We start from the raw sequence: 13,626 nt of genomic DNA, 5'->3' as shown, positions 1-13,626 counted from the left end.
TCGGTGGCGACCACCGAGAACGTGACCGCCCACCAAGGGACCTTCCTGCTGCCCACGAAGTAGTCGGAGGAGGACTTCTGTTTCCCGGCGATGGCTATGCCGAGTAGTGGTGTTCCCACCAGGAACACCACGATGATCGCGAGGTCAAGGGCGCGCATGGCTATCTCCTACCGTGTCCGTGGGATCGGCCGCTACCCGCAAGCGGCTGATTGCCGTCTGTCGTGGCTGGGGAAGGCGCAGGGCACCCGCGCCTGGGGTGATGCTGCCCAGCAGCCGCGTGCCGCGGGCGCCGGTGGCGCCAGGCACGTTCGCCGGAAGTCCCTGCCAGGTCAGCCATCCCAGCAGGGCCGTCAGGTAGGCCTCCTTGCCCGCGCTGGAGAGGCCGATCTCGCCGCTTGTGGTCACCGTGCTCCCGTTGAGCGCGGCGCGCAACGCGGCCATGAGCGTCGGGTTGGCGACACCGCCACCGGAGAGAACAACGGTGTCCACCTTGTGTTCCAGGCAGGCCGAGGCGACCGTGGTCGCGGTCAGTTCGGTGAGTGTCGCGAGCAGATCGGGCCCGGCGATCTCCGGCAGTCCGGCGCTGGCCTCGTCCAGGTAGCCCTGGTGGAAGTGCTCCTTGCCGGTGGACTTGGGCGGTGGCGCGAGGTAGTACGGATCGGCCAGTAGCCGGTCCAGCAGGTCGGTGCGCACCTGTCCCCGCGCGGCGAGCGCGCCGTCGACGTCGCTGCGCTGTTCGCCGTCGCTGACCTTGGCCGCGGCGAGGTCGAGCAGGGCGTTTCCGGGGCCGGTGTCGTAGGCCAGTGTCTCGCCCTCCGCGGTGACCACGGTGATGTTCGCGATGCCGCCGATGTTCACGGCCGCACCCGCGCGCCCGGTTTCGTCCACGAGTGGACGCAGCCAGAGCGAGTCCAGAGTGCTGGCCAGTGGTGCGCCGTGGCCGCCTGCCGCGACGTCGCGGACCCGGAGATCCGCGACCACCGGCAGGCCGGTTCGCTCGGCGATCCATGCCGGCTGGCCGAGTTGCAGTGTGCCCTTGGCCGAACCGTCCTCGACCCAGTGGAACACCGTCTGACCCAGTGAGGCGACCAGATCCACGTGTCCGCCCGCGAGTTCGTCGATGCCCGTCTTGGCCGCGGCGGCGAACGCCTGCCCGACCTCGGTGTCGAGCCGGGTGAGCTGCTCGGCACTGGTCGCCGAGGGCGGAAGCGCGGCGAGCAGGTCGTCGCGCAGGCGGTCGGGATAGTCGAGTTCGAGGTAGCCGAGTGGGACGAGAATCAGTTCCGCACCCTCGTCGCGGAACTCGGCCACTGCCACGTCGATGCCGTCGATGGAGGTGCCGGAGATGAGCCCGGCCACCCGCAGGCCTTCATCGGGGTTCGTCACGAGGTGTGGTCTAGTCCACCTCCCCGCCGTAGCACAAGATGTTTCGTTGATTTTTGTCCGAAAAGAGTTTCAGGGAGTTATGTGTTCACTTGCCGTGGCGGGGAAGTTCCCCAATGTGGCATTGGGGACGTTGGAGTTCCCCAATGCCACATTGGGGGCGCCCTGCCACGCCGCCGGTCGGATGCGAGGATGGCCGCGTGTCGAGCAACCTGTGGTTTTGGATCATTGTCGCGGCCGTCGTGCTGCTCGCGATCGCGCTTGTCGCCGGGCTGACGATCGCCCGCAAGCGCAAGATCAGCCTCGATGAACCGGACCGTGCCGAGCGCGAGAAGCCGAAGGGCGGCGGATACCAGGCGGGTGGCGGAATCAGCCTCGCGCCAGGGGGGACCGACCGTGCCGCCGAGGAGGACTCCGGGCCCCCCGAGGAAGACACCACGCCACCGCATCCCGCGGGCGAACGGACCGAGGTCGACGGTCAGCCCGGGGTCGGCGACGACGCGTCCGTGCCGAGGGACGCGCCCCGGCGGGGCATCGTCGACGTGGGCCTGCCGGACGAGGTCGAGCAGCAGCCCGCGCTCGCCGAGCCGGAGCAGCCCGCCCAGCCCACAGAGCCCGCGGTGCCGGCCGAGGAGATCGAGCCCGCGAGCGGGCGGATCGAGCGGCTGCGCGGGCGGCTCTCCAAGTCGCGCTCCTCCCTCGGGCAGGGCCTGCTCGGCCTGCTCGGCGCCGGTGACCTCGACGAGGACTCCTGGCAGGACGTCGAGGACACGCTGCTGATCGCCGACCTCGGCTCCGCGACCACCACCGAGATCGTCGAGAAGCTGCGCGCCGAGCTGTCCAGCCGTGGTGTGCGCACACCCGAGCAGGCGCGCGCCGTGCTCAAGGACGTCCTCACCGACGCGCTCGGCCGTGACGACGACCGCTCGGTCCGGGCCCTGCCGCACACCGGCGGCCCCGATGGAAAGCGCCCCGCGGTCGTCCTGGTCGCCGGTGTGAACGGCACCGGCAAGACCACCACGACCGGCAAGCTGGCCCGCGTGCTCGTGGTCCAGGGCAGGCAGGTGCTGCTCGGCGCGGCCGACACGTTCCGTGCCGCCGCCGCGGAGCAGCTGCAGACGTGGTCCGAGCGCGTCGGAGCCGAGGTCGTCCGCGGCAAGGAAGGCGCCGACCCCGCGGCCGTCGCCTACGACGCCGTCAAACGCGGTATCGACACCGGTGTGGACGCGGTGCTGATCGACACCGCGGGACGTCTGCACACGAAGACCGGCCTGATGGACGAGCTCGGCAAGGTCAAGCGGGTGGTGGAGAAGCAGGCCGAGGTGGACGAGGTGCTGCTGGTGCTCGACGCCACCACCGGCCAGAACGGGCTCGCGCAGGCGCGCGTGTTCGCCGAGGTCGTGAACGTGACCGGCATCGTGCTGACCAAGCTCGACGGCACAGCCAAGGGCGGCATCGTGTTCCAGGTGCAGCGTGAACTCGGTGTCCCGGTGAAGCTGGTCGGCCTCGGCGAGGGGCCCGACGACCTCGCGCCGTTCGAGCCCGCCGCGTTCGTGGACGCCCTGCTCGGCTGAGTGGAGCCGAACGTCGCTATGCGGTGGCGGCGTCCGTGCCCAGCTGGGCCGAGAGGTTTCTGGCGATGCGCTGCACCACGGGGGCGATCCGGCTCACCGCCTCCTTGGTGAGCCTGCCCTCCGGGCCGGACACCGATACGGCGGCCGGCGTCGGTGCGCCCTCGATCGGCACGGCGACGCAGCGCACGCCCAGCTCCTGCTCGCTCTCGTCCAGCGCGTACCCCTGCTTCGCCACGGTGGCGAGATGGCGCAGCAGCGTGTCCGGCTCGGTGAAGGTGTGCTCGGTGTAAGCGGGCATGCCGGTGCGGGCGAGCAGCGCCCGAGTCTGCTCCGGCGGCAGCACGGACAGGATCGCCTTGCCGACCCCGGTGCCGTGCGGCAGCAGCCTGCGGCCGACCTCGGTGAACATCCGCATCGAGTGCCGTGAAGGCACCTGTGCGACGTACACCACCTCGTCGCGCTCCAACACGGCCAGGTTCGCGGTCTCGCCGACCTCGTCGACGAGCTCGGTCAGCAACGGGCGCGCCCAGCTGCCGAACTGCAGGCTCGCGTTCTCCCCGAGCCGGATCAGCCGTGCGCCCAGCGCGTAGCGCCGGTTGGTGTTCTGCCGCACATAGCCCAGGGCCACCAGTGTGCGGATCAATCGGTGGATGGTGGGCATCGGCAGCCCCGATGTCGACGCGAGCTCGGAAAGACTCGCCTCGCCGCCGGTGTCGGCGAGGTGCTCGAGCAGCTCAAACGCCCGCTGCAGGGACTGAACGCCGGTACTACCGTCACGTGTGGGCTTCTGCGGCGCCACAGCCTGCTCCCTTCATCACCGTGAGGGTTACTCACAAGTCGGTAGACGGGGCCGCCCGGAGGGTGGTCGTGGCTGCCGACTGCGGGTGAGGTCCGTGTCTGACCGCACGTTGGCGGTGAGTAACCCGACAATCAAATAAGAATCAGCTGTTGATATCACACCGCCGTTGAGCTTCCGCTATGCAGAAACTATAGTCCGAGATGTAAAAACGTATGGACGTCTTTTGAGAAGTCACAGTGGGGTGTTCGCATGTCCGAAGTGCAGGTGCTGGGCGGCTCGGTGGAGCGCGGCGACGAGATCCTGACGCCGGAGGCGCTGCAGTTCCTTGCCGATCTGCACGAACGGTTCGCCGCCCGCCGCGACGAACTCCTCCAGGCGCGCACCAGCAAGCGTGAGGAGGCCGCGCGCACCGGGAAGCTGGACTTCCTGCCCGAGACGCGCGAGGTCCGCGAGTCCGACTGGAAGGTCGCCGAAGCTCCGCCCGCACTGCGTGACCGGCGCGTGGAGATCACCGGCCCGACGGACCGCAAGATGACGATCAACGCGCTCAACTCCGGCGCCAAGGTCTGGCTCGCCGACCTCGAGGACGCCAACACCCCGCACTGGGCCAACGTGGTGTCCGGCCAGGTGAACCTCTACGACGCGGTGCGCAAGACGGTCGGGCTCACCACGCCGGAGGGCAAGAGCTACCAGCTGCGCGACGACGTCGAGCACGCCACGATCGTGGTGCGCCCCCGTGGCTGGCACCTCGACGAGCGGAACCTGACCTTCGGTGACCGCGAGGCCGTCGGTGCGCTGGTCGACTTCGGCCTCTACTTCTTCCACAACGTCCGCGCCCTGTTGGCGAACGACGCCGGTCCGTACTTCTATCTGCCGAAGATGGAGAGCCACCTCGAGGCACGGCTGTGGAACGACGTGTTCAGCCACGCCGAGGCCGAGCTGGGTATCGACCACGGCACGATCAGGGCCACCGTGCTGATCGAGACGATCCCCGCGGCCTTCGAGATGGAGGAGATCCTCTACGAGCTGCGCGAGCACGCCTCCGGGCTGAACGCCGGTCGCTGGGACTACCTGTTCAGCGTGATCAAGTACTTCCGTGACGCTGGCGAGAAGTTCGTCTTGCCGGATCGCAACAGCGTGACCATGACCGCGCCGTTCATGCGCGCCTACACCGAGCTGCTGGTGCGGACCTGTCACAAGCGCGGCGCATTCGCGATCGGCGGGATGGCGGCGTTCATCCCGAACCGGCGCGACCCCGAGGTCACCGAGAAGGCGCTCGCCAAGGTGCGCGACGACAAGAGCCGTGAGGCGGGTGACGGGTTCGACGGTTCCTGGGTGGCGCACCCCGGCATGGTCGACATCTGCCGCGAGGAGTTCGACAAGGTGCTCGGCGACAAGCCGAACCAGCTCGACCGGACCCGCGAGGACGTGCACGTGACCGCCGAGCAGCTGCTCGACGTGGCCTCGACCGAGGGCAGCGCGACCGCGGCCGGCCTGCGCGCGGCCGTCGATGTCGGCATTCGCTACCTCGCGTCCTGGCTGGGCGGCAACGGTGCGGCCGGTATCCACAACCTGATGGAGGACGCCGCCACCGCGGAGATCTCCCGCTCGCAGATCTGGCAGTGGGTGCGCAACGGCACCGAACTCGACAACGGTGAGAAGGTCACCGAGCCGCTGGTCCGCTCGGTGCTCGACGACGTGCACAAGGAACTCGCCGGGGAGGTTCCGGCCGAGCTGCTGGAGCCTGCCGTCGAGCTGTTCGAGCAGGTCGCCCTGGCGGAGGAGTACGTGGACTTCCTGACGCTGGCCGCCTACGAGCGGATCCAGTAGGTGGCACCGGCAGGCCGGCTCCCGCACAGCGTCTACGCGGGGGCCGACGCCCGCCTCGCGGAGGCGGACGCCCAGGTGGCCGCGCTGTATCCCGGCGAGCCAGCCGGGCGCCAGCCAGTGCACACCGTCTATGTGCCCGCGCACCACTTCTCGGTCGACGTGGTCGAGAAGTGGGGCGCGCAAGCCCGCGAGGTGCTGGCGCAGCACGGCAACGGGCTGGCCATGGACGCGGCCGTGGCCGAGCGGGTGCGGGAGAAGTTGCGCGCCGAGCCTGTCGAGGATCTGCGGATCGACTTCGAGGACGGCTACGGCTATCGGCCCGACGAGGAGGAGGACTCCGCGGCCCGGGACGCGGGACGCGTCCTCGCCGAGCTGGTCGCTGGCGGGTCGGCGCCGCCGTTCACCGGAATCCGGTTCAAGAGCTTCGAGGCGGCCACCCGGCATCGCGGCATCCGCACCCTGGACCTCTTCCTCGAGGGACTGCTGCGGGACTCCGGCCTGCCCGAGGGCTTCGTGGTGACGCTGCCCAAGGTGACCGCGGTGGAACAGGTCGCCGTCGCCGCGGAGGTGCTGGCAGCGCTCGAACAGGCGCATGCACTGCGGTCCGGGGCGCTGCGGTTCGAGGTGCAGATCGAGACACCGCAGTCGATCCTCACCCCGGACGGTGCCGTCGCCGTCGCCGCGGTGCTCCGCGCGGCGCAGGGGCGCTGCACCGGCCTGCACTACGGCACCTACGACTACAGTGCGGCGCTGGGCATCAGCGCGGCGCACCAGAGCATGGACCATCCGGCCGCGGATTTCGCCAAGGCGTTCATGCAGGTCGCCGCCGCGGGAACGGGCGTCCGGTTGTCCGATGGCTCCACCAACCGGCTGCCTGTCGGCGACGCCGGTGCCGTCCACGCCGCGTGGGACGAGCACACCCGTCTGGTGCGGCGCAGCCTCGGCAACGGCTTCTACCAGGGCTGGGACCTGCATCCACATCAGCTGCCGAGCCGGTTCGCGGCCACCTACGGGTTCTTCCGCGACGGCTTTCCCGCTGCGGCGCAGCGGTTGCGGGACTACGCGGAGCAGGCCGGTGGTGGTGTCCTCGACGAGCCGGCGACGGCGCAGGCGCTGGCCCGTTTCCTCGTGCGCGGCCTGGACTGTGGTGCCTTCGACCCCGCCGAGGTCACCGCGGCCACCACCCTGGACCGAACCGACCTCGATGCCTACGCCAGTCGGTCCTCAACACACAACGCAAGGTAGACGTCCACCTGCGTGGGAAAGTCCGTGAGGTCCTTGCCGAGCAACTCGCTCGCCCGCGCGATGCGGTAGCGCAGGGTGTTCACGTGTACGTGCAGCGCTTTCGCCGCCGCGCCCGGTGAACCCGAGCACTCCAGAAAGACCCGCACGGTGCGGACGAGATCGCCCTGCTGGGCCTCGTCATAGGCGAGCAGCGGGCCGAGTGTTCGCCGGCGAACGGAGTGCCTGAACTCGTCGGCGACCCCGGCGAGCAGCAGTTGGTGTGTGCCGATCTGCTCGCCCGACACGACGCCGATCCGGTCGGTGCCGCGCGCGGCCAGGGCCAGCGCGTGCCGGGCCTCCTCGCTCGCCCCGCGCAGCCCGGCGATCGTGACCGGACCGCCGATGCCGGCCCGTACCCGGCCGCCGCGCAGCAGCGGTTCCACCGCCGACAGTGCCGCCGTCGCCGTGTCCGCCCAGTCCGCAGGCCACTCGTTCGTCTCAACCAGTGCGCACGCGTGCTCGCCGTCCTGGGGGAGCTCGCCGACGAAGGACCGACCCGGGTGCTCGGCGAGCAGCTCGACCAGCAGGTGCACGCCCAGTCCGGGCGTCGGCTCCGGCGCGCTGAGCAGGAGGACCCGCAGCGCCGTGTCCGTGGTGAGTCCCGTGGCACCGAGTCCGCCGGCGAGTTCGCCCTCGCTCAGCGCCGCCCCGCCGACCAGCCGGAGCAACGGAGCGGCCAGCCGGTCGGTGACCCCGCGGACCTGCTCGCTCCGGGAGCGGTCCAGGGCCACCAGGCTCGCCAGTTCCTCCGCGACGGCGGCCCGCGCGGTCGGCCGGTCGGCCCGGTCGCCACCCACGACCAGCAGCCAGGGCAGGGGCGAGCGGTCGCCGAGTGGCAGCAGCGTGAGCCCGTCCCGCACCACGGTGCGGCAGCCCGCGTCGAGAAAGGCGCGTGCGGCGGCCGCCGCGTCGAGCGGTTCGGACTGGGTGCTCGCGGCCACGATCCGGCCGGTGGCCGCGAGCACCCAGCACGGGGCGTCCAGCTCGGCCGCGCCGTGCCGCAGCAGTTCGGGCAGCGACGCGTGCTCGGTCGCCGCCGAAAGCAACCGTTTGCGCGCACCGGGACTGTCCTCCCGGTCGCCGGCCAGCGCGAGCACCACCCGCTCGGTGATGACCGCGAAGGACAGGTCGGGCGGCACCTCGAGCAGGGGAATGCGGTGCCGCTCGCAGGCCCGCACGAGTTCGGCGGGGATCCCGCCGGTGTCCGCGCCGGACGCTGCGAGCGCGGCGGCGCCCGCGTCCGCCAGTGCGGTGACGAACGGCTCGGCGTCGTCATCGGCGCGCCACCAGAGCAGGCCGGTGAGCACGAGTTCGCCTGCCGAGAGGTATCGGCTCGGGTCCGGGAGCTCGGTCCCGTAGATCCGGCTGACCTCCCGGTCCAGCAGGGCGGCCCCGCTGCGCAGCCGCAGCCGGAGGTCGGGGATCTCGAGCAGCGTTCGCACCGGCGTCATCAGGTTTGTAGAAAAGCACAACCGGAAGGGCCTTGACCAGCCGCGGTTTCATACTGCCGCGCCGTTGCCGCCTGCCGGTCCGACTGTGTCTACTTGTGCAGCAGGTCACACACAGCCCAACCGGCACTTTCTCGGGAAGATGTCACCCACAAGAACGGCACTTTCCCGGGAAAGTGCGATGGGGCAAGGCTGTGACCTGGGACGGAAGTTTCCGGTCCCGCACTTTCCCGGGAAAGTGCGGACCCAACGAAGGGGAGTCACGGTGGAGTTTCTCCGGCCAGCCACCCTCGACGAGGCGCTCGCCGTCAAGGCCGAACGGCCGGACGCGGTGCCCATCGCGGGTGGCACGGACGTGATGGTGGAGCTCAACTTCGACCACCGCCGTCCGGACACGCTGCTCGATCTCACCGGGATCGGCGAGCTGGCCGAGTGGGCGCGGACCGACGGCGACATCCGGCTCGGTGCCGGGGTGCCCTACACACGGGTGATCGACGAGCTCGGCGCGACACTGCCCGCGCTGGCGATGGCGTCGAGGACGGTCGGTTCTCCGCAGATCCGCAACAGGGGCACGGTCGGGGGAAATCTCGGCGCGGCCTCGCCCGCCGGTGACACCCACCCGGTGCTGCTGGTCGCGGGTGCCAGGGTGGAGGCCGCGTCGGTGCGGGGGAGCAGGCTGATCCCCGCAGAGCAGTTCTACCTCGGGGTCAAGCGGCACGCACTGGAGCCGGACGAGCTGATCACCGCGGTGCACCTGCCCGCCACTCCTGGCCCACAGCAGTTCGCGAAGGTGGGTACCCGCAACGCCATGGTGATCGCGGTGTGCTCGTTCGCGGTCGCCCTGCACCCCGGGGAGTCCAGGGTGGCGGCGGCCGTCGGCTCGGCGGCGCCGACTCCGCGCCGGGCCGCCGAGGCCGAGGAGTTCCTCACCGGCGAACTCGGTGCCGCCGGGCTGTGGGAGTCGCGCGCGGGCATCCGGGACTCGGTGCGCAGGCGCTTCGGGGAACTCGTGGCCGCCGCCGCCGACCCGATCGACGACGTGCGCGGCAGCGCGAACTACCGCAAGCACGCATTGAGCGTTCTCGCCAGGCGCACGCTGGGCTGGGCCTGGTCGGAGTTCCAAATTGGAGGCAGGGCATGCGCGTGAACGTGACGGTCAACGGTGAAACCCGGCAGGCCGACGACGTCTGGGAGGGCGAGAGCCTGCTGTACGTCCTGCGCGAGCGGCTCGGCCTGCCCGGCTCGAAGAACGCGTGCGAACAGGGCGAGTGCGGCTCGTGCACGGTGTACCTGGACGAGGTGCCGGTCTGCTCCTGCCTGGTCGCCGCCGGACAGGTGCAGGGGCGGGAGGTTCGCACGGTGGAGGGGCTGGCCGAGGGAGACCGGCTCGACCCGGTTCAGCAGTCCTTTGTGGATGCCGGTGCGGTGCAGTGCGGTTTCTGCACGCCCGGACTGGTGGTGGCCGCACACGATCTGCTGAACCGGGTACCCGAGCCCGCCGACGAGGAGATCCGCGAGGCACTGGCAGGCAACCTCTGCCGCTGCACCGGATACGAGAAGATCCTGGACGCGGTCCGCCAGGCGGCAGCGGAGAAGGCGGGAAAGTCGTGACCCGCATCGCGATCGAGAACGCCGCCGTATGCACCGTGGACGACCAGAACACGGAGTACCCGTCGGGCCACGTGCTCGTCGAGGACGACCGGATCGTCTCGGTCGGTCCAGGGCAGGCCCCCGGCGTCGCCGACCGCCGCATCGACGCGGGCGGCTGTCTGGTCACCCCGGGACTGGTGAACACCCACCACCATCTCTACCAGTGGGCGACCAGGGGACTCGCGGCCGACTCCACCCTGTTCGAGTGGCTGGTCGAGCTGTACCCGGTGTGGGGCGGCCTGGACGCCGAGATCACCCACGCCGCGGCGTCCGCGGGCCTTGCCCGGCTCGCGCTGACCGGTTGCACCACCGTGGCCGACCACCATTACGTCTTTCCCGCAGCGGGCGGGGACCAGCTCGACGCGCTGGTGTCGGCGACGCACCGGATCGGCGTGCGCGCCCACCTGGTACGCGGATCGATGGACCGGGGCGAGTCAGCCGGCGGGCTCCCGCCGGACAACCTGGTCGAGGAGACCGAGGCCGCGCTGCTCGGCACCGAGCAGGCGATCGACGCCTGGCATGACCCGAGGCCCGAGGCCAGGATCCGGATCGCGGTCGGCCCGTGTTCGCCGTTCTCGGTCAGCGAGCGGTTGATGACCGGCGCGGCCGAGCTGGCCCGCGGCAGGGGCGTCCGCCTGCACACCCACCTCGCCGAGACGCTCGACGAGGATCGGCAGTGCCGGGCGGAGAACGGCTGCTCGCCTGCCGAGTACGCCGACAAACTCGGCTGGCTGGGCCCGGACGTCTGGCTCGCACACACCGTGCACCTGGCACCGGAGGCCGTCCTGCGGCTTGGCACCACCGGCACCGGCTCGGCGCACTGCCCCACCTCCAACGGCAGGCTGGGCACCGGAATCGCGCCGGTCCGCGAACTGCTCGACGCCGGGGCGCCAGTGGGTCTCGGCGTGGACGGCGCGGCCTCGAACGAGTCCGGCGGGCTCGGCGAGGAACTGCACCAGGCGCTGCTGCAGGCCCGGCAGCGGGGCGGCCCGACGGCGCTCTCCGTCCGGGAGGCGCTGCGGCTGGGCACCATCGGCGGCGCGCGGTGTCTCGGCCGGGCAGCCGAACTCGGCTCACTGGAGCCGGGCAAACTCGCCGACCTCGCGGTGTGGCGGCTCGACGGACTCGCGCACAGCGGGATCGCCGACCCGGTGGCCGCACTCGTACTCGGCGCGCTCCCGCCACTGGCACTGCTGCTCGTCGGTGGCGAAACCGTCGTCACCGAAGGAGAGCTGCGCACGGCGGACGAGTCAGTGATCAGCAACCAGCTGCATGCCGCGAGCGCGCGGCTGGTTTCGTCGAGGGAGCTTTGATGAACGCACCCGCACAGACAGGCACCGCGACGAGCACCGCGAGCGGTATCGGCGCCAGTCCGCAACGGCCGGACGGCGTCATCAAGGTTCGCGGCGAGTTCGCCTACTCCTCCGACCTCTGGCACGAGGACATGCTGTGGGGCGCTACGTTGCGCAGCCCGCATCCCTACGCCCGCATCGGGGGAATCGACATCAGCGCCGCGCTGGCCGTGCCCGGCGTGTACGCCGTGCTCACGCACGAGGATGTCCCCGGCGTCAACCGGTACGGACTGGAACATCCCGACCAGCCGGTGCTCGCCGTCGACGTCGTGCGGTACCAGGGGGAGCCGGTCGCGATCGTGGCCGCCGATCACCCGGAGACCGCGCGCAGGGCGATGAAACGCATAGAGGTGTCCTACGAGGTGCTCGAGCCGGTGACCGACGCCGAGCGGGCGGTCGCCGACGAGGAGGGCCCAGCCCTGCATCCCGGCGGCAACGTCGTGCGCCACGTGCCGATCCGCAGGGGAGAGCAGAACGTCGAGGCAGACGTCGTCGTGACCGGGTCCTACGAGGTGGGCATGCAGGACCAGGCCTTCCTCGGACCGGAGTCGGGAATGGCCGTGCCCGCCGAGGACGGCGGCGTCGACCTGTACGTCGCGACGCAGTGGCTGCACGTGGACCAGCAGCAGATCGTCGCCGCGCTCGGGCTGCCGGTGGAGAAGGTCCGGCTCACCCTCGGCGGGGTCGGTGGCGCGTTCGGCGGCAGGGAGGATCTCTCCATCCAGGTGCACGCGTGCCTGCTGGCCCTGCACACCGGGAAACCGGTGAAGATGGTCTACAACCGCGAGGAGTCCTTCTACGGTCACGTGCACCGGCACCCGGCGACGCTGCACTACGAGCACGGTGCGGACGCCGACGGGCGGCTGCGCTACGTCAGGGCGCGGATCTTCCTCGACGGCGGTGCCTACGCGTCCTCGACCGGCGCCGTTGTCGCCAACGCGGCGACCCTCGGCGTGGGGCCCTACGAAGTACCGAACGTCACGGTCGACTGCTGGGGCGTGTACACGAACAACCCGCCGTGCGGCGCGATGCGCGGGTTCGGCGCGGTGCAGGCCGCCTTCGCGTACGAGTCCCAGATGGACAAGCTCGCGGAGGCCTGTGGGCTCGACCCGGTGGAGGTGCGGGTGCGCAACGCCATGGGCGAGGGCACCGTGATGCCCACCGGGCAGGTGGTCGACTCGGCCGCGCCCGTCGCGGAGCTGTTGCAGCGGGTGCGGCGCAAGCCGCTGCCCGCGAGTGCGGCGGAAACGGTGGACCTGCGCCGGATGCCGGGCGGGGTTTCCAACACCACCCACGGCGAGGGTGTCGTGCGCGGCGTCGGCTACGCGGTCGGGATCAAGAACATCTGCTTCTCGGAGAACTTCGACGACTACTCCACGGCACGGGTCCGGCTTGAGGTGGTCGGCGGGGAGCCTGCCGCCACCGTCCACACCGCGGCCTGTGAGGTCGGACAGGGGCTGGTGACGGTGCTGCAGCAGATCGTGCGCACCGAGCTCGGCGTGGAGCAGGTGACGATCCAGCCGATGGACACCACGATCGGGAACGCGGGCTCCACCTCGGCCTCGAGACAGACGTACGTCACGGGAGGAGCGGTGCGGGCCGCCTGCCTCGCGGTGCGCACCGGTCTGTTCACCCGCGCGCGGGACGAGTTCGGTGGCGGCGAGTTCGAAGTCACCGGAGGAAAACTCGTCAACGGGCAGGGCGCGGTCGTCGCCGAACTGGCCGAGGTGCTCGGCTCGGATGTACTCGACGAGACGGTCGAGTGGCGGCACCGGCCCACCCAGGAACTCGACCCGGAGACCGGGCAGGGCAACGCGCATGTGCAGTACGGCTTCGCCGCGCACCGAGCGGTGGTGGACGTGGACACGGAGCTGGGACTGGTGAAGGTGGTCGCGCTGGACTGCGCCCAGGATGTCGGCAAAGCGATGAATCCGCAGGCGGTGCTCGGTCAGATCCAGGGTGGTTCCGCGCAGGGACTCGGCCTCGCCGTCATGGAGGAGATCCAGACCAGGGACGGGGTAATCCGCAACCCCTCCTTCACCGACTACCTGATCCCGACCGTGCTCGACATGCCACCGATGGACATCGACGTGCTGGAGCGGGCGGACCCACACGCCCCGTACGGTCTGCGCGGTGTCGGCGAGCCACCCACGATCTCGTCCACCCCCGCCATCGTCGCCGCGATCAGGGCGGCGACCGGCAGGGCACTGCGCCGGGTTCCGGTGCGCCCCGAACACATCACGGGCCACGACGTTCCCCGCCCGCCCGTCGCCCACCACCACCCAAACTGAGGCGCTTCGCGCCGC

Annotated in this window: 10 protein-coding genes and 1 pseudogene; 7 read left to right on the top strand and 4 right to left on the bottom strand. The window is 70.8% G+C overall.

Features of this window, described 5'->3' with window-relative positions:
• Together BM199_RS34745 and BM199_RS28125 are read right to left on the bottom strand one after the other, a co-directional pair.
• Nucleotides 1-158, bottom strand: a pseudogene (locus BM199_RS34745) (sodium:solute symporter); the annotation flags it as partial.
• Nucleotides 145-1,386, bottom strand: coding sequence for an anhydro-N-acetylmuramic acid kinase (locus tag BM199_RS28125; protein WP_245788823.1), 1,242 nt, complete (start codon nucleotides 1,384-1,386; stop codon nucleotides 145-147). The pseudogene BM199_RS34745 and the gene BM199_RS28125, both read right to left, overlap by 14 nt.
• A 197-nt stretch (nucleotides 1,387-1,583) precedes the next feature.
• Between BM199_RS28125 and ftsY the strand changes: the two genes are divergently transcribed.
• Nucleotides 1,584-2,957 (top strand): signal recognition particle-docking protein FtsY, encoded by a 1,374-nt coding sequence (gene ftsY, locus BM199_RS28120; RefSeq protein WP_091677787.1) that lies wholly within the window; start codon nucleotides 1,584-1,586, stop codon nucleotides 2,955-2,957.
• A gap of 16 nt (nucleotides 2,958-2,973) precedes the next feature.
• Here ftsY and BM199_RS28115 read toward each other — a convergent pair whose 3' ends face one another.
• On the bottom strand, nucleotides 2,974-3,756 hold the full coding sequence (locus BM199_RS28115) for an IclR family transcriptional regulator (RefSeq protein WP_091677784.1): 783 nt from the start codon (nucleotides 3,754-3,756) through the stop codon (nucleotides 2,974-2,976).
• Nucleotides 3,757-4,005: 249 nt separating this feature from the next.
• On the opposite strand from BM199_RS28115, the gene aceB reads away from it, so the two are divergent.
• Both aceB and BM199_RS28105 read left to right on the top strand, forming a co-directional pair.
• Complete coding sequence (gene aceB, locus BM199_RS28110) at nucleotides 4,006-5,586, top strand: malate synthase A (protein WP_091677782.1); 1,581 nt, start codon at nucleotides 4,006-4,008, stop codon at nucleotides 5,584-5,586.
• Nucleotides 5,587-6,831, top strand: a complete 1,245-nt coding sequence (locus tag BM199_RS28105; protein ID WP_091677779.1) for a DUF6986 family protein — start codon at nucleotides 5,587-5,589, stop codon at nucleotides 6,829-6,831.
• Here BM199_RS28105 and BM199_RS28100 read toward each other — a convergent pair.
• On the bottom strand, nucleotides 6,795-8,321 hold the full coding sequence (locus BM199_RS28100; RefSeq protein ID WP_091677777.1) for a PucR family transcriptional regulator: 1,527 nt from the start codon (nucleotides 8,319-8,321) through the stop codon (nucleotides 6,795-6,797). The two genes, BM199_RS28105 and BM199_RS28100, sit on opposite strands and share 37 nt — an antisense overlap.
• Before the next feature lie 262 nt (nucleotides 8,322-8,583).
• Here BM199_RS28100 and BM199_RS28095 point away from each other — a divergent pair, with 262 nt between their 5' ends.
• The 4 genes from BM199_RS28095 to pucD are packed head-to-tail and all read left to right on the top strand — an operon-like array spanning nucleotide 8,584 to nucleotide 13,611.
• On the top strand, nucleotides 8,584-9,465 hold the full coding sequence (locus tag BM199_RS28095; protein WP_091677774.1) for an FAD binding domain-containing protein: 882 nt from the start codon (nucleotides 8,584-8,586) through the stop codon (nucleotides 9,463-9,465).
• Complete coding sequence (locus tag BM199_RS28090) at nucleotides 9,456-9,929, top strand: (2Fe-2S)-binding protein (RefSeq protein WP_091677771.1); 474 nt, start codon at nucleotides 9,456-9,458, stop codon at nucleotides 9,927-9,929. The genes BM199_RS28095 and BM199_RS28090 overlap by 10 nt, the downstream gene beginning before the upstream one ends.
• On the top strand, nucleotides 9,926-11,281 hold the full coding sequence (locus BM199_RS28085) for an 8-oxoguanine deaminase (RefSeq protein ID WP_091677768.1): 1,356 nt from the start codon (nucleotides 9,926-9,928) through the stop codon (nucleotides 11,279-11,281). The genes BM199_RS28090 and BM199_RS28085 overlap by 4 nt, the downstream gene beginning before the upstream one ends.
• Complete coding sequence (gene pucD / locus BM199_RS28080) at nucleotides 11,281-13,611, top strand: xanthine dehydrogenase subunit D (RefSeq protein ID WP_091677766.1); 2,331 nt, start codon at nucleotides 11,281-11,283, stop codon at nucleotides 13,609-13,611. Before BM199_RS28085 ends, pucD begins: the two co-directional genes overlap by 1 nt.
• The last annotated feature ends 15 nt before the right edge of the window (nucleotides 13,612-13,626 follow it).

The sequence above is a fragment of the Amycolatopsis marina genome (assembly GCF_900111885.1).
Classification (GTDB): Bacteria; Actinomycetota; Actinomycetes; order Mycobacteriales; family Pseudonocardiaceae; genus Amycolatopsis; species Amycolatopsis marina.
The sequence above is the reverse complement of the archived record's forward strand: the minus strand, read 5'-3'. Positions and strand labels throughout refer to the sequence as shown.

Bases quoted from the DNA above. Each gene is read 5' to 3' on its own strand.
- BM199_RS28090 (WP_091677771.1), top strand. From the start codon at position 9,456: ATGCGCGTGAACGTGACGGTCAACGGTGAAACCCGGCAGGCCGACGAC.
- aceB (WP_091677782.1), top strand. From the start codon at position 4,006: ATGTCCGAAGTGCAGGTGCTGGGCGGCTCGGTGGAGCGCGGCGACGAG.
- pucD (WP_091677766.1), top strand. From the start codon at position 11,281: ATGAACGCACCCGCACAGACAGGCACCGCGACGAGCACCGCGAGCGGT.
- BM199_RS28100 (WP_091677777.1), bottom strand. From the start codon at position 8,321: ATGACGCCGGTGCGAACGCTGCTCGAGATCCCCGACCTCCGGCTGCGG.